18 protein-coding genes, 1 tRNA gene and 1 pseudogene are annotated in these 16972 nt (G+C 63.6%); 4 read left to right on the forward strand and 16 right to left on the reverse strand.

Features of this window, described 5'->3' with window-relative positions; all coding sequences use genetic code 11:
- Window positions 1–80: 80 nt before the first annotated feature.
- Window positions 81–157 (reverse strand) — tRNA-Met (locus tag VGR99_RS37050).
- 412 nt (window positions 158–569) lie between these two features.
- Here VGR99_RS37050 and VGR99_RS37055 point away from each other — a divergent pair.
- A complete protein-coding gene (locus VGR99_RS37055; protein ID WP_326904889.1) occupies window positions 570–1646 on the forward strand; it encodes a TIGR03032 family protein in 1077 nt (358 codons plus the stop codon).
- A gap of 106 nt (window positions 1647–1752) precedes the next feature.
- Here VGR99_RS37055 and VGR99_RS40135 read toward each other — a convergent pair.
- Window positions 1753–1959 (reverse strand): annotated as a pseudogene (locus VGR99_RS40135) (transposase); the annotation flags it as partial.
- A 10-nt stretch (window positions 1960–1969) separates the two neighbouring features.
- On the opposite strand from VGR99_RS40135, the gene VGR99_RS40125 reads away from it, so the two are divergent.
- A complete protein-coding gene (locus VGR99_RS40125; RefSeq protein ID WP_414645215.1) occupies window positions 1970–2206 on the forward strand; it encodes an integrase core domain-containing protein in 237 nt (78 codons plus the stop codon).
- Between the two features lie 585 nt (window positions 2207–2791).
- Window positions 2792–3676: an MBL fold metallo-hydrolase gene (locus tag VGR99_RS37065; protein WP_326904891.1), complete on the forward strand. Its 885-nt coding sequence runs from the start codon at window positions 2792–2794 to the stop codon at window positions 3674–3676.
- 129 nt (window positions 3677–3805) lie between these two features.
- Here VGR99_RS37065 and VGR99_RS37070 read toward each other — a convergent pair whose 3' ends face one another.
- The 8 genes from VGR99_RS37070 to VGR99_RS37105 all read right to left on the reverse strand — a co-directional run bounded on the left by VGR99_RS37070 (window position 3806) and on the right by VGR99_RS37105 (window position 11253).
- Window positions 3806–4723: a polyphosphate kinase 2 family protein gene (locus VGR99_RS37070; protein WP_326904892.1), complete on the reverse strand. Its 918-nt coding sequence runs from the start codon at window positions 4721–4723 to the stop codon at window positions 3806–3808.
- Complete coding sequence (locus tag VGR99_RS37075) at window positions 4683–5702, reverse strand: branched-chain amino acid ABC transporter permease (protein ID WP_326904893.1); 1020 nt, start codon at window positions 5700–5702, stop codon at window positions 4683–4685. The genes VGR99_RS37070 and VGR99_RS37075 overlap by 41 nt, the downstream gene beginning before the upstream one ends.
- Entirely contained in the window at window positions 5699–6580 is an 882-nt protein-coding gene (locus VGR99_RS37080; protein ID WP_211411851.1) for a branched-chain amino acid ABC transporter permease, read from the reverse strand. The genes VGR99_RS37075 and VGR99_RS37080 overlap by 4 nt, the downstream gene beginning before the upstream one ends.
- A 5-nt stretch (window positions 6581–6585) precedes the next feature.
- Entirely contained in the window at window positions 6586–7290 is a 705-nt protein-coding gene (locus VGR99_RS37085; RefSeq protein WP_326904894.1) for an ABC transporter ATP-binding protein, read from the reverse strand.
- Complete coding sequence (locus VGR99_RS37090; RefSeq protein ID WP_326904895.1) at window positions 7290–8060, reverse strand: ABC transporter ATP-binding protein; 771 nt, start codon at window positions 8058–8060, stop codon at window positions 7290–7292. Before VGR99_RS37090 ends, VGR99_RS37085 begins: the two co-directional genes overlap by 1 nt.
- 30 nt (window positions 8061–8090) lie before the next feature.
- Window positions 8091–9401: an ABC transporter substrate-binding protein gene (locus VGR99_RS37095; RefSeq protein ID WP_326904896.1), complete on the reverse strand. Its 1311-nt coding sequence runs from the start codon at window positions 9399–9401 to the stop codon at window positions 8091–8093.
- Window positions 9402–9493: 92 nt separating this feature from the next.
- A complete protein-coding gene (locus VGR99_RS37100; protein ID WP_326904897.1) occupies window positions 9494–10198 on the reverse strand; it encodes an NUDIX hydrolase in 705 nt (234 codons plus the stop codon).
- Between the two features lie 29 nt (window positions 10199–10227).
- Complete coding sequence (locus VGR99_RS37105; protein ID WP_326904898.1) at window positions 10228–11253, reverse strand: ABC transporter substrate-binding protein; 1026 nt, start codon at window positions 11251–11253, stop codon at window positions 10228–10230.
- A gap of 139 nt (window positions 11254–11392) precedes the next feature.
- Between VGR99_RS37105 and VGR99_RS37110 the strand changes: the two genes are divergently transcribed.
- A complete protein-coding gene (locus tag VGR99_RS37110) occupies window positions 11393–11842 on the forward strand; it encodes a cupin domain-containing protein (RefSeq protein ID WP_326904899.1) in 450 nt (149 codons plus the stop codon).
- 61 nt (window positions 11843–11903) lie between these two features.
- Here the strand turns inward: VGR99_RS37110 and VGR99_RS37115 are convergent, their stop codons facing one another.
- From VGR99_RS37115 to VGR99_RS37140, 6 genes are all read right to left on the reverse strand, one after another.
- The gene (locus tag VGR99_RS37115) at window positions 11904–12677 is read right to left on the reverse strand and encodes an anti-sigma factor (protein ID WP_326904900.1); all 774 of its coding nucleotides are present in this window, start codon (window positions 12675–12677) and stop codon (window positions 11904–11906) included.
- A complete protein-coding gene (locus VGR99_RS37120; protein ID WP_326904901.1) occupies window positions 12674–13192 on the reverse strand; it encodes an RNA polymerase sigma factor in 519 nt (172 codons plus the stop codon). The genes VGR99_RS37115 and VGR99_RS37120 overlap by 4 nt, the downstream gene beginning before the upstream one ends.
- Window positions 13193–13232: 40 nt before the next feature.
- Window positions 13233–14702 carry a YncE family protein gene (locus VGR99_RS37125; protein ID WP_326904902.1) on the reverse strand — a complete coding sequence of 490 codons (1470 nt, stop codon included), beginning with the start codon at window positions 14700–14702 and terminating at the stop codon, window positions 13233–13235.
- 9 nt (window positions 14703–14711) lie between these two features.
- The gene (locus VGR99_RS37130; protein ID WP_326904903.1) at window positions 14712–15248 is read right to left on the reverse strand and encodes a DUF305 domain-containing protein; all 537 of its coding nucleotides are present in this window, start codon (window positions 15246–15248) and stop codon (window positions 14712–14714) included.
- A 102-nt stretch (window positions 15249–15350) separates the two neighbouring features.
- Window positions 15351–16139, reverse strand: a complete 789-nt coding sequence (locus VGR99_RS37135; RefSeq protein ID WP_326904904.1) for an ABC transporter permease — start codon at window positions 16137–16139, stop codon at window positions 15351–15353.
- Window positions 16139–16957 carry an ABC transporter ATP-binding protein gene (locus tag VGR99_RS37140; RefSeq protein WP_326904905.1) on the reverse strand — a complete coding sequence of 273 codons (819 nt, stop codon included), beginning with the start codon at window positions 16955–16957 and terminating at the stop codon, window positions 16139–16141. Before VGR99_RS37140 ends, VGR99_RS37135 begins: the two co-directional genes overlap by 1 nt.
- Window positions 16958–16972: the final 15 nt, after the last annotated feature.

Here is a 16972-nt window from a genome sequence, read left to right on the forward strand (position 1 = left end):
GGTTCAGCGACCATACCCCACAAACAAAAACGGCCCGCATGATGCGGGCCATTTTCGTATCGAACCGGTCATTCCGAATTTGGTTGCGGGGATAGGATTTGAACCTATGACCTTCAGGTTATGAGCCTGACGAGCTACCGGGCTGCTCCACCCCGCGTTAAACCGTTGCTTTGCCTTGGCCAGAATGCCGGGGACGGTGGATGGAGGGCCGACGCTGTTCGCGTGGCTTGCTTCGTCCGTCCCAAAGGCTTGCTTGGAAGGCAACCGGGGCAAAGCCCGTCGGGTGCGGGGCGTATGTATCAAGGCGGGCTGCCTTTGGAAAGGGCTGCGGGGACGTTGCCGCGCCTCGATGCCCGATCACCGACGCGATCGTCCGACACCCGGAAATGGTCAGATGAATCGCGCTTCCAGACCGTGCCACACAGCAGGACGAGTCCGATCGCGAGACTTGCTTCGCAGCAAGAGATGCCGCATAGCGAGACTTGCCGGAACAAGACTTGCTTGAGCGAGACGCCGCCTGATGTTGCTGCAACGAACGGCGCGTTCCCGAGAATCAAGGACCTGAATCATTGAGCGACGCTGCGCCCAGCCCCACATCATCAGCCGCCACGCTGCCGCAACTGACGGCCGCGCACATCACCTGTTCGCGTGGCATGGCGGGCTGGCTCCAGGCCAATCAGGTCAGCCTCGTCTTCACCTCCTATCAGACCGGCCGGCTCTATCTCGTGGGCGTCGATGGGGCCGGAGGGCTTGCCATTCACGAGGTCGGCACCGGCCGCGCCATGGGCGTGTGGGCCGATCCGCAGCGCCTGGTGTTGGCGACACCGTTCCAGGTCTGGCGTTTCGAAAACGTCCTGGCGGCCGACCAGACGGCTGATGGCGCCGACCGCTATTATGTGCCGCGCGTCGCGCACACCACGGGCGAACTCGACATTCACGATGTCAGCGTGCTCGGCGACGGCCGCATCGTGTTCGTCAATACGCTCTATTCATGCCTGTCGCTGCTATCCCCGGTGCACGCCTTCCGGGTGTTTTGGAAGCCGTCCTTCATCTCGAAACTGGCGGCCGAGGATCGCTGCCATCTCAATGGCCTTGCGGTCAGGGACGGCGAGGCGGCCTTCGTCACCGCGACCAGCCGCAGCGACGTCGTCAATGGCTGGCGGGCGCGGCGGGCCGAAGGCGGCATCGTGATCGACGTGGCGAGCGGCGCGGTCGTCACCGAGAAACTCTCGATGCCGCACTCGCCGCGCTGGCACGGTGACCAGCTCTGGGTGCTGAACTCCGGCACCGGACAGCTCGGCACCGTCGATCTCGCCAGCGGTAGCTTCGCGCCGCGCGCGTTCTGCCCGGGCTTCCTGCGCGGGCTGGCGTTCCACAATGGCCACGCCGTGGTCGGCCTGTCGCTGTCGCGCGACGGATCATTTTCCGGGCTGGCGCTCGATGACGAAATGAAGAAGCGCGATGCCGACGGCTGGTGCGGCGTCCAGGTCGTGAACCTCGCCTCCGGCGACATCGTGCAATGGATCCGCATCGAGGGCGCGGTGACGGAGTTGTACGATGTCGCGGTGCTGCCCGGCGTACGCCGGCCGATGGCGGCCTCGTTCACCGGCGCCGAGATCAACAATCCCTTGACCTTCGAGGAGTGAACTGCAATCAGCCGCTCGCGCGGAGGCCGCACGACAAGAATCCATACGCTGAGCGAACCGCTCGGCTGGAAGCCGAATTGATCGACCCTTCGGGTCGATTTGCACAAACAACCTTGAAATTGTCGTCCGGCTCTTCCGGCTTTTGATCTTCGATGTACTTCTTCCAGACTTCATCGGTAACATTTCGACCGGTTGCCACCCAATGTCCCCGCGATCACAGATGCTGACCCCAGTAGCGCTTCCTCAATGACTGGTACTCCGTCAGAAGCTTATGGGAACTCTTTCCCTTCAGATACTGCACCGCGCGCGACATCACCATCAGCATGAGCAGGCCGGGCAATCCCTTCGACAACGCCAAGGCTGAAAGCTTCATGAAAACGCTCAAGGCTGAGCAGATCAACGGCAAAGCCTTCGCCGACCTGGTCGACGCCCGCGCCACATCAACAGCTTCATCGCGGAGGTTTACAGTAAAGAGCGCCTGCATTCGGCGCTCGGATACCAGTCGCCTCTTGAGTTCGAAACTGCGTTCGCGCAAAACAAAGCGCGGTAACGCATCGTGACAACCCCACTGTCACTGAAATTATCGTGTCTCACCTAAGGGGTGCAGTCCAGGAAGCCTCTATCTCTGGGGCAATGTCGACCGTCCGCCGATCAACCGCGTCACGCTGCATGACAAGCAGCCGGTCTACTATCAATGGCTCGGTGATCTCTTCGGCGTGCAGAAGAAGGCGTAGCGCGCTCCTCCCAAAACGCACAGCGCCGGGTAGGTAGGGGCTTTGCCTCACTGATGCAGCCCTCTAACCAGTCCCCGGCGTGCCGTTCGCGGTTTCCGCCGCTATGCGATAGTCCGAACGAGCTCCATCGCACTTAACGCGGCTGGATTTGCGGAGGTGGCGTCATAGACCTCCCCTTGCTCAGAAGGTGGACGTTACGCGTCGCGTATTCGCGACCATCACGATGCTCCTCCCGTGACATAAAACTGTCAAGCGGGATCAATTGCTTTCGGATCACTTTTGCGGACGTGTTCCATGCTTTGCCGCGACAGATTGGCCGTGAAACAGCGGAATAAATCCCTCGACGCAGCGTTTGTGTCGAAGAGAATACTTCGCCTCTTCCGCCCTTATCATTTTTCCAGAAAGCCAGAGATGAAAGCATCATTCTGCATCGCCGTTCTCGCTGCTCTCGTGACCGGGTCAGCGTTCGCGCAAAACCCGCCGCAGACCTCGACCCGCAAGGTCGATGGCACCGACAACGTCTACATCTTCCGCTATGGCGGCCATCAGTCCATGTTCGTGGTGACGCCGCAGGGCGTGATCGCGACCGACCCGATCTCTTATCTGCGTCCCGCAAAGCCGTATATCGACGCGATCAAGGCGGTCACCGACAAGCCGATCAAATACGTCATCTACAGCCATCACCATTACGACCACATCGCGGGCGGCCAGCCCTTCAAGGATCTCGGCGCCACCTTCGTCGCGCACAAGCGGACCAGGGAGCGCCTGCTCGAGCTGAAGAAGCAGAATTCGCTGCTCGCCGACGTCGTGATGCCGGACCAGGTGGTCGGCGACCAGAAGATCATCAAGCTCGGCGGCACCACGCTCGAGCTCGACTATGTCGGCCGCAACCATTCCGACAATTCGCTGGTGATGCGGCTGCCGAAGGAGAAGATCGTCTTCGTCGTCGACTTCGCGCCGATCGAATCCGTCCAGTTCCGCAACATCCCCGACAACGCCTCGCCGCTGGAATATATCGCCTCGCTGAAGAAGCTGGCCTCGCTCGACTGGGAGCGGATGATCCCCGGCCATCCCTATGCCGGCGGCCGCTTCGGCACCAAGAAGGACGTCGAGGCCGACATCGCCTACATGGAGGATCTGTCCGCCGAGGTAAAGAAGGCGGCGGACGCCGGCAAATGCTTCGACACCGCGATGAAGGAAGTGAAGCTGCCGAAATACGAGAAGTGGGCGAATTACGAGGCCAGCCTTCCCGCCAATGTCGAGCGCTTCTGCTACTGGTGGGGCCGGGGGTACTGACGCGCGGCTAGCTTAGGAGCGTAGAGTGGGCAAAGGCGCGTCAGCGCCGTGCCCACCACCTCTATCCAATCGAACATTGGTGGGCACGCTTGCGCTTTGCCAACCCTACGAGAGCGGGGATCGCGGCACTCACCGCTTCCCCTTCCCTTCCCGCTCGAGCGCCTTGCGCACTGCCTCGAACTCCGCCAGCGACGCCTTGTCGGCGCGGGGGAAGCGCAGGTCGAGCTTTTCGAGCGCGGCATTGATCACCGAGCCGATCACGACGCGGGCGAACCATTTGTGGTCGGCGGGAACGACGTACCACGGCGCATGGGACGTTGCGGTGTGGCGGACGATGTCCTGATAGACCGCCTGGTAGCGCGGCCACAAGGCGCGCTCCTTGATGTCGTCCATCGAGAACTTCCACTGCTTGGCCGGGTCCTCCAGCCGGTCGAGGAATCGCTGGCGCTGCTCTTCCCTGGACACGTTGAGAAAGAACTTCAGGACCACGGTGCCGTTGCGGCAAAGATAGCGCTCGAAGGCCGAGATGTCCTCGAACCGCTCCTTCCAGATGTTCTTGGTGACGAGCTTCGGCGGCAGCTTCTCCTTGGCGAGGATCTCCGGGTGCACGCGTGTGACCAGGCATTCCTCGTAGTGGGAGCGGTTGAAGATACCGATATGGCCGCGCTCGGGCAGCGCGATGGCGTGGCGCCAGAGGAAGTCGTGATCGAGCTCCTCGCTGCTCGGCGCCTTGAAGGCGTGGACCTCGCAGCCTTGCGGATTGATTCCCTCGAAGATCGCCTTGATCGCAGAATCCTTGCCGGCCGCGTCCATGGCCTGGAACACGATCAGCAACGACCAGCGGTCCTGGGCGTAGAGCTTTTCCTGGAACGCGACCAGCCGCTTCTTGTTGGCGTCGAGGATCTCCTGCGCTGTGTCCTTGTCCAGATCGTCCTTCTCGTCGGTCTTGTAATTCTTCAGGTGGAACTTGCCCGAACCATCGTAGCGGAACGGCGTGATGTAGCGGTCAAGTTCCTGGGCGAGCGATTTGGACGGCTTCTTGCTCATGAGCGCGGGGCACCTTGCGTTGCGGCTTCAGTCGGTCGAGCAAGCTACCAAGGATGCCCTTGGGAAGGAATATGATGAAAAGCACGAGCAGCACGCCGTAGACGAGGTTGTCCCAGCCGACCGCCTTGGTGCCGAAGCCGATGCGCAAGGTCTCCGCCAGCAGGATGGTGATGATGGCGCCCACGGTCGGGCCGAGCGAGACGAACAGGCCCCCGACGATGGCCGCGAACACCATCTGGAGCGACACCGCGATGCCGCTGACGGTGTCGGGCGTGATGAACATCTGGTACTGGCAATAGATGGCGCCCGCCAGCGCCGTCATCAGCGCGCTGAGCAGCGTGATCTTCAGCTTCTCCGCGGTGACGTCCACGCCGGCGGCCGCCGCCGCGTCCTCGTCCTCGGAGATCGCCTCCAGCGCATAGCGGGCCATGCTGCGGTCGATCCAGTGCCAGACCACGATGCCGAACAGCCAGACCGCGAGCGCGATCAGGTACCAGGTCGTCTTGTCGTCGAATTGCAGCGCCAGCAGCTTGTTGCCTGTGGCCCGGTTCGGCGTGTAGCCGAGCGAGCCGCCGGTATAGTCGCGCGTTGCGGTGATGACCTGGAGCACGATGCCCGACAGCGCCAGCGTCACCAGCACGAAATAGTGCCCGGTGATGCGGAATCGGAAGCAGGGATAACCGACGATCAGCGCCAGCGCGCCGGCCGCGACCATGCTGATGGGGATGCCCACCCAGGGCGATAGTCCCAGATGATTCCAGAGCAGCGCCGTGACATAGGCGCCAATACCCATGAAGCCGCCATGGCCGAGCGAGACGAGACCGAACCGCCCCATCATCGACCACGACGTATAGGCGAACGACCAGATCAGGATCAGCACCAGGATGTGGAGATGATAGGGATCGCGATAAAGGAAGGGCAGCGCGACCAGCGCCGCCAGTCCGATCCCCCAAGCTGCAAGCCGCCCCTGCCCCGTCATCGGCGCCTCGCAAGCAGGCCCGCGGGCCGGATGAACATCATGACGATGAAGAAGGCGAAGGCGAGCACGTAGCCCCATTCGAGGTCGGAGAACAGGCCGCCGAGCGAGATGATCTCGGCGAACACGAAGGCGGCAATGAAGCCGCCGATGAAATTGCCGAGCCCCCCGAGCACGCAGATCAGGAAGGTGATCGGCCCGAAGGACAGGCCGACGAAGGGATGCACGTCATATTGCAGCACCAGCAGGCACGCGGCGAGCCCGGCCAGCGCGCCGCCGAGCGCGGAGGTGATGAGATAGATCCGCTTGGTGTCGACGCCCATCAACGCCATGATCTGCCGGTCCTGCGAGATCGCGCGGATCGCGGTGCCGGTGAAGGTCCGCGTCATGAACAGATAGACCGCGACCATGCCGACCAGCGCGGCCAGAAACGAAAGCAGCCGGGCGTAGCTGAAGTTCATGTCGCCGAAGGCGAGCACGGGCAGGCGGATGCCGAGATTGCGAAAGTCGATGCCGAAGGCGACGGTGGCGAAGCTCTGCAGCACGAACAGCACGCCGCCGGTTGCCAGCAGCTGGTTGATCGGCGGCGCCGTGAGCAGCGGCGCGATCACGAGGTAATGCAGCGCCGCGCCGAGCACCGCGACCAGCAGGATCGTCAGCGGCGCGGCAACGAAGTAGCTGACGCCGTAATACTGCACCATGAAATACATGGCGTACATGCCGATCATCACCAGCTCGGCGTAGCAGATCCAGGTCACGTCGATGACGCCGAAGATCAGGTTGAGCCCGAGCGCGAGCAGCGCCAGCACACCGCCGAGCAGGATGCCATTGATGACAGCCTCCAGCAGATAGATGTCGAATATGTCCAGGAACGCCTGCATGAACCTCACACCCCCAGATATGCTTCCTTGACGGTGTCGCTCGCCAGCATCTCGGCCGAGGTGCCCGACGCGCGGATGCTGCCGGCCTCGATCAGATAGGCGCGGTCGACCACCTTCAGCACCTGCTGCACGTTCTGCTCGACGATCAGCACCGTCAGCCCGCTGGCGCGGATCCGCTTCACCAGCTCGAACACCTGCTGCACCACGACCGGCGCCAGTCCCGCCGAGGGCTCGTCGAGCAGCAGCAGCTTTGGATTGGACATCAGCGCCCGGCCGATCGCGCACATCTGCTGCTCACCGCCGGACATGGTGCCGGCCATCTGGTGACGGCGTTCCTTCAGGCGCGGAAACAGGTCGAACACGACCTCCAGCCGCTCGGCATAGTGATCGCGCGCCTCCTTCATGAAGGCGCCCATCTTGAGATTGTCGTCGACCGTGAGCTGCGGAAACAGCCGCCGGTTCTCCGGCACATGCGCAATGCCGAGGCTGACGATCTTGTGCGGCGGGGTCGCGACGACGTCGACGGTCTCCATCTTGATCGCCCCGCGCGAGGGACGGATCAGGCCGGAGATGACGCGCATCAAGGTGGTCTTGCCGGCGCCGTTCGGGCCGATGACGCCGACGGCCTCGCCCGCCTTCACGTCGAGATTGACGTCGAACAGTGCCTGGAAGGTGCCGTAGCCGGCATTGACGCCGCGGAGCTCCAGCATCACGGCCCTCCCGCGCGGCGGCGCGCTTCAGCTGCCGCGGCCTGCGTGGTCTCGGCATCGGTGCCGAGATAGACCTCGATGACGCGCGGATCGCCCGCAACCGCACTCGGCAGCCCTTCCGAGATCTTCTCGCCGTGATCGAGCACCATGACGCGGTCGACGACGCGCATCAGCACACCCATGATGTGCTCGACCCAGATGATGGTGATGCCGAGCTCGTCGCGGATGTTGCGGAGCATGTCCGCCGCCTGGTCCATCTCGGCCTCGTCGAGGCCGCCGAGGCTTTCGTCGGCAAGCAGCAATTTTGGCGCGGTGGCGAGTGCCTTGGCGAGCTCGAGCTTTTTCAGCCCCGCAGCGCCGAGGCCATCGACGCTGGCATGGCGATCGGTCGGAAGTCCCACCATGGCCAGCGATCGCTCGGCCGCCTCCTCGGCCTTGATGCGGCTGTGCCGGCCCTGGCCGTAGAAGCCCGCGAGCGCGACGTTCTCGAAAATGGTCAGGCGACGGAAGGGGCGCGGGATCTGGAAGGTGCGGCCGATGCCGCGGTTGATGATCCGGTGCGGCGCAAGGCCCGCGATCTCGTGCCCGCCAAACAGGATCGAGCCGGAGGTCGGCGCCAGCGTGCCGGAGAGCATGTTGAAGATCGTGCTCTTGCCCGAGCCGTTGGGGCCGATCAGGCCGAGGATCTCGCCCTGATCGACGCGAAACGACACATTGTTCACGGCGGTGAAGCCGCCAAACCGCTTCACCAGCCCGCTGACTTCCAGCACCGCCCCGCTCTCCTTGTTACAAGTATTGCGCTACTGGTTGCTGTAGGTGGTGCCCTTCGGCAGCGGCAGCACGGCTTCGCGCTGCGCCTGGCTCTTGGGCCACACCACATGGGACTTGTCGTCGATGTACTGGATCACGACCGGGAACGAGCGCTCGTTCTGCCCCGCCATCGGCGTGCCCTCGCCGTAGAACTTGACGCCGAAGCCGAGCATGGTGCCACCCTCGGGGATGTCGGTGTCGAGCGCGGCCTTGCGCAGCGCATCGGGATCGACCCCGCCGTACTTCTTGATCGCACGGGGCAGCACGTCGCTCATGAACACATAGGTGTTGGACGCACCGATGCCGACATGGGCCGAACGGATGGCGACGCCGGGCCTGATCCTGTCGAACTCCTCACCGACCATCTTGATCACGGCCGGGAGCTTTGGATCCATCGTCTTCTGGTTGGCAAGCCAGATCGAAATCGGATCGGTGTTGAAGATGTAGGTGGCGTCCGCGCCCATGCCCTCCTTGAGCTTTTCATAGACGCCGTAGCCCGCGCCATGGCCCATCAGCGCGCCGAACTTCAGCCCCTGCTCACGGGCCTGCCGCAGCAGCAGCGTAATGTCGGGGTTGTAGCCGGTGTGGAAAATGACGTCGGGCTTGGCGCGCTTCAGCTTGGTCACGAGCGCGGAGAGATCGGGCGCGGTCGCCGAATAGCCCTCCTTCATCACGACGTTGAAGCCCGCCTTCTTCGCGCCGGCTTCGTTGCCCTTGGAGACGTCGACGCCATAGGCGCCGTCCTCGTGGATGATGGCGACGCGCAGCTCGCTCGGCTCCTTGCCGAACTTTGCCTTGGCATTCTGCGCGATGAAATCCATCGTCATCATGCCGAACTGGTCGCCGCTCGCCTGCGGGCGGAAGACGTATTTGTAGCCCTTGTCGTTGAACACGGCCGACGAGATGCAGGTCGTCATCCACATGAACTTCTTGAGCTGCTCGACGCGCGCAGCCACCGGCACGCACTGCGCCGAGGAGAAGAAGCCGAGCACCATGTCGACCTTCTCCTGCTCGAGCAGGCGGACGGATTCGTTGATGGCAATGTCGGGCTTGCTTTGCGCATCGGCATAGACCGCCTCGATCTTGTAGCCCTCGACGCCGGTCTTGGCGAAATGGTCGAGGACGATCTTTGCGCCGATATAGCCGAGCTCAGATCCACCACCCGCGAGAGGCCCGGTCAAATCAAAGACGACGCCGATCTTGATCTTCTTCTCCTGAGCCTGGGCGGACACCGCCAAGCCCGTCGCTGCTATCGCGACCAACAGCCCACGTACCAAGCGGGCAGCCATGCGCAGGCGCATCTAAACCTCCCTGGACGATTGTGCATTGCATTCTTTTTGGTTTACTTTTTGCCCATCACATGGGCTGCGCGCAGCGATGTCAAGCCTCGGCATCAGCGCGAGGCGAACTGCTGCTCGACGAAGGCCGTGACAAATCGCGGCATGGACGGCTTGAGATCATCGATCCCGCGCACGAGATGGATGGCCGACAATTCGGGCTCGGCCTCGCGCGCGAGATTGGCTTCGATGCGGGCACGGGCGACGTCGCCCGGCACATCCAGGTTGAGGACCCGTATCATTGCAAGCGACGGACCGGTGAAGACGCAGTGCCAGTCCGGCTCGGCCCGGCAGTCGGCCGCGGACAGGCCGGTCTCCTCGGCGAGCTCGCGGACGACGCTGCCGGGAATGTCGAGCATCCCGTCCCTGACGTCGTCGAGATCGGGCGTGCCGGACGGGAAATAGATGCGGCCGCCATTGGAGGTGTGATGCGCCATCTCGCCCATGATGAACGCGCCATCGGAGGCGCGCAGCGCGCCCATGCCAAAACCGTTGAACACGGCCTTGTCGGGATAGCCCCAGTCGCGCCAGGCGAGGAAGCTGGCGAAATCGGTCTCGAAATAGGTCGCGGAGAGATGGCCGTCCGTGAACACGGCATCGCGCCCAAGCAGGACGCGGCCGTTCCAGATCTTCGGCCGCTCGCGCTGCTGCTGGGCAAAATGCGCCGCGATCTCGTCGCGGCGCTCCTCCGCGAACGGCCAGACGGCCGGCCGCACGGCAAGATCAAGCGTCGTGACGCGATGGATGGTGAGTGACGTCATGACGCCTGATTACAACGCGTTCGCGTCAGTTATTTGGCGCTTCCGGTGGTCTTCTTGGCCTGATCGACGAACTTGTTGGTAAAGGTCTTGCTGACGTCGATCTTGGCGTTGGCGACCTCGGGCGAGCCGACGCTGAACACCGCGAGCACGGCGTCCGCGCCCTTCGGGTCCATCTTGCCGGTCTCGGAGAACATCGGGATCGTGTTCTTCAGCGCGGCGAGATAGAGGTCCTTGTTCTTGCCGACCATCTCCTCCGGCATCTTCGCCATGATTTCCTCGGGCGAATGCGAGTGGATCCAGGCGATCGTCGCGAGCATCGCGTTGGTGAGCGCCTGCGTCTCCTTCTCGTGGCCGTTGATCCAGGCCACGGTCGAATACAGCGCCCCGCCCGGATATTCGCCGCCGAACGTCTCGAGCGTGTCCTTCTGGGTGCGGGTGTCAGAGAGGATGCGCAGATCCTTGTGGCTGCCCTGGAGCACGGTCACGGATGGATCGAGCATCACGGCCGCGTCGAGCTGCCCCTGCTCCATCGCGGCGACCGCCGTCGCGCCGAGGCCGACGCCGATCACGGCGGTGCCCGCGGGATCGAGCCCGTTCTTTTTCAGCAGATATTTCAGGAAGAAGTCGGTGGAGGAGCCGGGCGCGCTGACGCCGACCTTCTTGCCGGAGAGATCCTTGACCGACTTGATGTCATTGGTACGCGAGGGCGCGACCACCAGCACGAGGCCGGGATAGCGGTCATAGACCACGAAGGCTTGAAGCTCCTGCTTCTTGGCGGCGAGGTTGACGCAATGGTCGAAATATCCGGAGACGACGTCGGCGCTGCCCCCGAGCACGGCCTTGAGCGCGTCCGAGCCGCCCTTGAGGTCGACCAGCTCGACATTGAGGCCGGCCTTCTCGTATTCGCCGAGCTGCTTGGCCAGCACCGTCGGCAGATAGCACAGGCAGGCGCCGCCACCGATCGCGACGGTCACCTTGCTTTGGGCCGCGGCAAGACCGGTGGTGAGCGTCAGCGCGAGCAGTGCGCCGGCGAGCCTGGCAATCGTGTTCTTCATTGGTTTCCTCCGTTCGGCTGGCGGCACCATAGAGCAGCGGGACCAGCTTGAGAAGCACCGCTTAAGTGCGACTAGCCATTGGCCTATCGACGAAATAGCATGCGCCCACAACAACAATTCTTGATGGGGAGGATCATCCATGAATCGCCTTGTTGCCGGACTGTCGATCGCCGCCGCCTTTGCCGCCGGATGCGGCGCGAACCAGCTGCTTCGGCCGGCGCTGGCCGCCGAGAACATCACCGCGCAGATCATCCATACCGGCGAGATGGAGGGCGATGCGCTCGGGGCCGCCAACAATGTCGGCTACCGCTCGAAAATGTTCGCCAGCGCCGACGGCGCCACCATCTCGATCCAGGTCGGCAATGTGCCCAAGCACATGCACCCCAACACCAACGAGATCCAGTACATCCTGGACGGAACCGGGACGATCTGGCTCGGCGACAAGGAGGTCACGGTGAAGCCCGGCGATCTCGTGATCATCCCGAAGGGCACGCCGCATGGCGGCACCAAGCCGATCAGCGGCCAGGTCAAGGCGATCGCGATCAAGACGCCGCCACAGGCACCTGACGACACCAAGCTGCTGGATTGAGATCTGACGATCAGGCAACGGGGCTCGCGCCAGTGTGCGGGCCCCTGTCGTGTCTTCCAGGCTAGATCGGGCGCGCCTGCTTCCGGATCTCGTTCGCGATCGGCTTCAGGGTGTCCCCCGGAAGCTGGCCGACGAGCGTATAGCCCATGCCGCCATCCGCCCATGCGAAGCCCGCGACGTCGCCAGACGCATGCGGCATCATCGGCGCATCCCGACTGCCGCTGTTCATCGGGCGTGTCAGCACGACGAGGCGATCGCCAAGATCGTCGTCATACATGAACATCGCGGCCGGCCCATGCGACGTCGCAACCAGGCGCCCACCCATCAGCCGATAGCCGGACATCGAGAGATCAGGCACCTTGACCGGCTGCTTCAGCCGATTGGACACCCATTGCGTCAGCTCGGCACTGTCGGAAGCCCGAATCTCGACCGGCCGCACGCGGTCCGGTGCATAGACGCCATAGGAATAGGCGGCCTCCTGCGCCAACGCGGACAGTCCGCTCGAGCCATCCTGCTGCAGGCTGCGCAAGGTCCATCCGCCGAGCCCGCCGATGCCCAGCAGCAACAGGGCCGCGATTGCTCCCCATGCGCGCAACGGGCGCCGCCTCCGGCGCTCAATGATGTGCGACAGGTTCAGCTCGGACGGCAATGGTTCATCGGCGATCGAGGCCAGCGCACCTCGCAACTGCTCGCGCTGGGTGGCGAACGTCGCGACACGTCCGGCGACCTCAGGATGATCGTCCAGATAGGAAGCAACCTCGACACGCCGCTCGGGCTCGAGCGCCTCGTCGACATAGGCGTGGAGATCATCTTCCGTGATCGGCCGTAGGCTCATTTCATGCTCCGCAAGGTCACGACATTCCCCGGCGCAGCCGCCTCCATCTCCTGCTGCAGCCTTTCCCGCGCGCGTGACAGACGCGACATCACCGTACCGACCGGGACATCCAGCATTTTCGCCGCCTCGGCGTAGGAAAAATCCTCGACTGCAACAAGCAATAGCACGGCGCGCTGCTCTTCCGGCAGCCTTGCGAGCTTGTTCAGGACGTCCTGATAGGCCAGCCTGTGCTCCTGTGCGGCCGCACTGACGAGCTCGCGTTCGCCTGCGTCATCAATCGGCATATGCCTTCCCCGCGTTGCAGCCTGACGAAATTGACTGACCGCCAGATTGTGGAGAATCGTGAACAGCCAGGCGCGCACGCTGCCGTCGCGCCGCTGATGCCAGCGGCTGACGGCACGCTCCAGGCAATCCTGGACCAGATCGTCAGCCGCCGCGCGATCGCGCACCAGCGCACGCGCATAGCGACGAAGCGCGGGGATCAGCGGCTCGACCTGAACCAGCATGTCCTTCATGACGCGCTCCGTCACATCTTCATTGCTGCCCTGACCTCGGTCATTGCGCCTCGATCTGGACGGCCTCGCCGGGCGCGGCCGCATCGCCGGCCGCAATCACCAGATAACGCTTTGCGGCTACGGCGGACTGGTCGACGATCTGTCGGATCGGGCCGGCCGCGTTGACGATAGCAGATCCGGCTGGATTGGTCATGAACGCCGCCAGCGGCTGCAGCGGGCCGCTGCCGTCGCCATGCTCCGCCAGGGCAAGCACATATTTCTGCTTGGGCTGAAGTCCCGTGACCGATGCCTGCAGGATCTGAATCAGACCCTGATCGAACAGCGACACGCTGGTCGGGGCCTTGCCGTCCTTTGCGCCAACCTTCGATGCGAGCGACAGATGGGCCACTTGGCCGGCAACGCCTAGCGCCTGAAGGTTCTGGCGGTCATCGGGATTGGGCGCAGCATTTGGAACATAGGCGATTGCCTGCGGCGCCTGGCCGATCGGAACGTTCCCGACCACCGTGTTGGTCGCCGTGTCGATGGCCGCAAGCGCATCGGCATTCTCCAGCCCCACATAGATGCGGGTGCCGTCGCCAGACGGCCACACACCGTGCGGCAGGCTGCCGACCGGGATCGTTGCGACGAGCGAGAAGTCGTCGGTGCGGAACACCTTGATTTCGTTCAGTCCACCGATGGTGACATAGGCGAACGTGCCCTTGGCGGTATGCGCGAAGTTGACGTGATTGGTGATCGGGCCGGTGTCGATCGTCTTGATTGCGTTAAACGGCGGCTTCGCGTTGAACACCTGGGTGCGGCCGACATCCTTCAGCGTGAACCAGACCTGGCTTCCATCCGGCGTCGCCGCGATGTTCGGGCAGAACGGGCTTTCCTGCTTCACCTTGGCGATGATCTTGTGCTCGGCCACCGCGACGACATCGGTCTCGGGATTGAACGACGAACAGATGTAACCGTATTTGCCGTCGGGTGAGAAAATCTGCATGCCCGGCCCGTTCGGGGTCGTGATGCGGGTCTTCTCCTTAAAGCTGACGGGGTCGATGACGGAGATGTAGTTCTCGCCGCGAACGGTGACCCAGACCTCCCTGCCGTCAGGCGTGAAGAACGCCTCGTGCGGCGATCGTCCGACATAAGTGGTGTGCTTGACCGCGTTGGTCGCGGTGTCGATGAACGTCACCGAATTCGAGCCGATCGACACCACGGCGAGCGTCTTGTGGTCGGGCGAGAAGCCCATGCCGTGCACGAGCACCTGCCCCTTGTACAGCGGACTAAAATTGCCGGGCTGCGGATCGCCCAGCCGGATCACGCCAAGCAGCTTGTTGTCGACGGGGTCGGTGACCGAAACCGTATTCGAGAACTGTTCGGCGGCGTAGACGCGGTCGTGGTGGCTGACCTGAATATCGGGCGCGGACAGCGCACCCGGCGCCTGCCCTGCCCATGCGGCAGAGCCGGTGGCGAGCATGGTGGCTGCCAGGAAAAGGCTCTTCATCGTCATGCTTCGTAACGTGGTCATCTGCGGCTCCTACTTCTTCATTCCATTGGACATGTCCATCTGCATGCCCGGATGATGATGGCCGGTTGCGACGGGAACGGATGGCGACTGGGTCGGAGCAGGCGTGGTGTCCGCGGCCGGCTCGCCGATGGCGAGCTTCATGGCCGCGATCTCCTGCATCTGGTCGACGATGATTTCCTGGGCGATGCGCCGCAGCTGCTCGTTCTTGCCGTAGCGCAATTCGATCACCGCCATGTCGATCGCGCCCTGATGATGCGGGTTCATCATCGCAACGAAGTCACGATCGACATCACCGGTCGGCTTGACCGCCATATCGTTCATCATCTTCGTCATCGCGGCTTCGTTTTCTTCCAGGAACGCACGCTCCTCCGCATTCACCGCAGCCGGCGCGGCGGCCGGATGGGATTCATGCGCGAACGCGAGCGGAGGCACCGCGAATGCGATCAGGAGGCGCGCGGCAAGGAAAGCCGTGCCGAGGCCGGGCCGGGGCCATCGACATCTGCCTGCAAGCGTTGCCAAGGCGCTGCGAAACTGTGAGGAGGGCATCGAAAACTCCCATGCGGGTGGTTGCATGGGGGTTTGACGCGCGGGCGCGCGTTCTATTCCGGCCGGCCAATCACATAAATGTCAGCGCACAAACGAGGCGGATCAGCCGCGCCCTTCCGAGGCGGTCGGCCGCCACACCAGCAGGCGGCGCTCGACCAGCGTGACGCCGAAATCGATCAGGATCACGAAGGCCGACAGAACGAACATACCGGCGAACACGCCCGCGACGTCGAACACGCCCTCGGCCTGCTGGATGAGATAGCCGAGCCCCGCCGCCGAGCCCAGATATTCGCCGACGACCGCGCCGACCACGGCGAAGCCGACCGAGGTGTGCAGCGAGGAGAACATCCAGGACAGCGCCGATGGCCAATAGACGTGCTGCATCAATTGCCGCTCGCTCATGCCGAGCATGCGGCCGTTGTCGAGCACAGTGCGGCTGACTTCTTTCACGCCTTGATAGACGTTGAAGAACACGATGAAGAACACCAGCGTGACGCCGAGCGCGACCTTGGACCAGATGCCGAGGCCGAGCCACAGCGCGAAGATCGGCGCCAGCACGACGCGTGGCAGCGCGTTGACCATCTTCACGTAGGGATCGAACACCGCGGCAACGAGCGGCTGGCGCGCGAACCAGAAGCCGATCAGCACGCCACCGAGCGAGCCGATCACGAAGGCGAGGATCGATTCCGCCAGCGTGATGCCGAGATGCTTCCAGATCACGCCGGACGAGAACCATTTGACGATCTGGGCGAAGACGTCGACCGGATTGGAGAAGAAGAACGGCGGCAGCAGGATTTTTCCGAATACCGGCACGCTCGAAAAGACTTGCCACATCGCGAGGCAGACGACGGCGACCAGGACTTGCAGCGCAAACAGCGTAACGCGCGACATCAGACCGCCTCCGCCGGCTGGGTGGATTGCGCGTAGCCCTTCATCACCTCGTCCTTGAGCACGCTCCAGATCTCGCGGTGGAGTGCGTGAAATTCCTTGTCGAGCCGCACTTCGAAAATGTCGCGCGGACGGGGCAGCGTGACGCGCCAGTCGCCGATGATGCGCGAGGACGGTCCCGCCGACATGATCACGACGCGGTCGGCGAGCGCGATCGCCTCTTCGAGATCATGGGTGACGAACAGCACGGCCTTGCGGTCGGCGTTCCAGAGGTCGAGCAGCAGATTGCCCATCACCTGGCGCGTCTGCGCATCGAGCGGCCCGAACGGCTCATCCATCAAGAGAATCTTCGGATCGCGGATCAGCACCTGTGCCAGCGCCACGCGCTTGCGCTGGCCGCCGGAGAGCATGTGCGGATAGCGGGCGGCGAAGGCGCCGAGGCCGACCGACGTCAGCCATTTCTGCGCCTGCGGCAACGCCTCGGCGCGCGGCGTACCCTTGATCTCGAGCCCGATGGCGACATTGTCGAGCGCCGTCTTCCAGGGGAACAGCGCATCGGCCTGGAACAGATAGCCGGCATCCCGGTTCAACCCCGCGAGCGGCCGGTCGAATATCTTGACGCTGCCGGCGGCCGGCTTGAGCAGGCCTGCGGCGACGTTGAGCAGCGTCGATTTCCCGCACCCCGTGGGGCCGACGATGGCGACGAACTCGCCCTGCGCGACCGAAAGATGGGCCTTCTCCACCGCCGTATAGACCCGCCCGTCCCCGAGCCGGAACGCAACCTTGGCATCTTCCAGCGCCACTGCCGTGGGCGTTGTCATGTGTTCCCTCCGAAC

The organism is Bradyrhizobium sp. (assembly GCF_035935975.1).
Taxonomy (GTDB): domain Bacteria; phylum Pseudomonadota; class Alphaproteobacteria; order Rhizobiales; family Xanthobacteraceae; genus Bradyrhizobium.

Coding starts and splice junctions, on each gene's coding strand:
- VGR99_RS37140 (WP_326904905.1), bottom strand. CDS start 16,957: ATGACAACGCCCACGGCAGTGGCGCTGGAAGATGCCAAGGTTGCGTTC.
- VGR99_RS37065 (WP_326904891.1), top strand. CDS start 2,792: ATGAAAGCATCATTCTGCATCGCCGTTCTCGCTGCTCTCGTGACCGGG.
- VGR99_RS37115 (WP_326904900.1), bottom strand. CDS start 12,677: ATGAGCCTACGGCCGATCACGGAAGATGATCTCCACGCCTATGTCGAC.
- VGR99_RS37100 (WP_326904897.1), bottom strand. CDS start 10,198: ATGACGTCACTCACCATCCATCGCGTCACGACGCTTGATCTTGCCGTG.
- VGR99_RS37125 (WP_326904902.1), bottom strand. CDS start 14,702: ATGACCACGTTACGAAGCATGACGATGAAGAGCCTTTTCCTGGCAGCC.
- VGR99_RS37105 (WP_326904898.1), bottom strand. CDS start 11,253: ATGAAGAACACGATTGCCAGGCTCGCCGGCGCACTGCTCGCGCTGACG.
- VGR99_RS37080 (WP_211411851.1), bottom strand. CDS start 6,580: ATGCAGGCGTTCCTGGACATATTCGACATCTATCTGCTGGAGGCTGTC.
- VGR99_RS37110 (WP_326904899.1), top strand. CDS start 11,393: ATGAATCGCCTTGTTGCCGGACTGTCGATCGCCGCCGCCTTTGCCGCC.
- VGR99_RS40125 (WP_414645215.1), top strand. CDS start 1,970: ATGAGCAGGCCGGGCAATCCCTTCGACAACGCCAAGGCTGAAAGCTTC.
- VGR99_RS37070 (WP_326904892.1), bottom strand. CDS start 4,723: ATGAGCAAGAAGCCGTCCAAATCGCTCGCCCAGGAACTTGACCGCTAC.
- VGR99_RS37130 (WP_326904903.1), bottom strand. CDS start 15,248: ATGCCCTCCTCACAGTTTCGCAGCGCCTTGGCAACGCTTGCAGGCAGA.
- VGR99_RS37085 (WP_326904894.1), bottom strand. CDS start 7,290: ATGCTGGAGCTCCGCGGCGTCAATGCCGGCTACGGCACCTTCCAGGCA.
- VGR99_RS37095 (WP_326904896.1), bottom strand. CDS start 9,401: ATGCGCCTGCGCATGGCTGCCCGCTTGGTACGTGGGCTGTTGGTCGCG.
- VGR99_RS37135 (WP_326904904.1), bottom strand. CDS start 16,139: ATGTCGCGCGTTACGCTGTTTGCGCTGCAAGTCCTGGTCGCCGTCGTC.
- VGR99_RS37075 (WP_326904893.1), bottom strand. CDS start 5,702: ATGACGGGGCAGGGGCGGCTTGCAGCTTGGGGGATCGGACTGGCGGCG.
- VGR99_RS37120 (WP_326904901.1), bottom strand. CDS start 13,192: ATGAAGGACATGCTGGTTCAGGTCGAGCCGCTGATCCCCGCGCTTCGT.